Origin of the sequence: Kitasatospora putterlickiae, from assembly GCF_039527695.1 — a bacterium.
Taxonomy (GTDB): domain Bacteria; phylum Actinomycetota; class Actinomycetes; order Streptomycetales; family Streptomycetaceae; genus Kitasatospora; species Kitasatospora putterlickiae.
In genome coordinates, this window is the sequence record NZ_BAAAKJ010000575.1 from 1 (window position 1) to 775 (window position 775).

Genomic DNA, 775 nt, shown 5'->3' on the forward strand with positions numbered 1-775 from the left:
GTGCGGACTTGCACCGCACCAGCAGATGCGCGCCGGTGGCGGCCAGGCGGTTCAGCAGACCGGCGGCGGCGAAGTTCCGGTCGCCCAGCAGCAGCATCCCAGCGCGCAGATCGCCCGTCAGCCGGCTCGCGTATTCCAGCTCTCCGATGGTGGCCGGGCCGAAGACCGCCCCGATCACCGCCCTGGTGCCGCAGGCCACCAGGGCGGTCAGCCGGACCTGCGGGTAGCCTCCGGCCCCGTTGTTGCATCGCTGCTTGGCGAACACCGCGAGGTTGTCCGGGGTGTCCGGGACCGGCAGCAGCGTGCCGTCGACCGCCACCACCCACAGCCCGTGCCATCGGGCCTGGGTCGCGGTCGTGGCTCCCGGGCCACGAACCAGGTCGAACAGTGCCTTCAACGGTGCCGGCCCCAGACGCTGGCGGGCCTGCCGCAACGCGCTGGCGCTGGGTCTGGCGGGCGCCAGGCCCGCCAGACCTGAGCACATCCGGTCGAAGACCTGCCGGTAGCCCAGCTCGGCGAACAGCGCCCCGGCCAGCAGCAGGTACACGGTGACCCGCGCCGGCACCAGCCGGACCCGCCGTTGCACGGTCTTCGTCTCGGCCAGTACCTCATCGACCATCTCGAAGGGCACGATCCGGGTCAACTCGCCGATATGGCCGGGCGCGAACGCGCCTGCAGCTACCCCGGCCGTCCGCGCTATGGCAACCTGTTCCAACAGCGGAGCTCCCGTGGTGAGGATGTCTTGGAGTGACAGCCCTCTTCTACGGCAGCTCCG

The 775-nt window shown here is 71.2% G+C and carries 1 protein-coding gene; it reads right to left on the bottom strand.

Annotated features, from left to right (window positions below):
• Positions 1-775 (bottom strand): IS4 family transposase (locus ABD308_RS39500; RefSeq protein WP_344345983.1); only part of this gene is annotated, 775 nt, incomplete at both ends.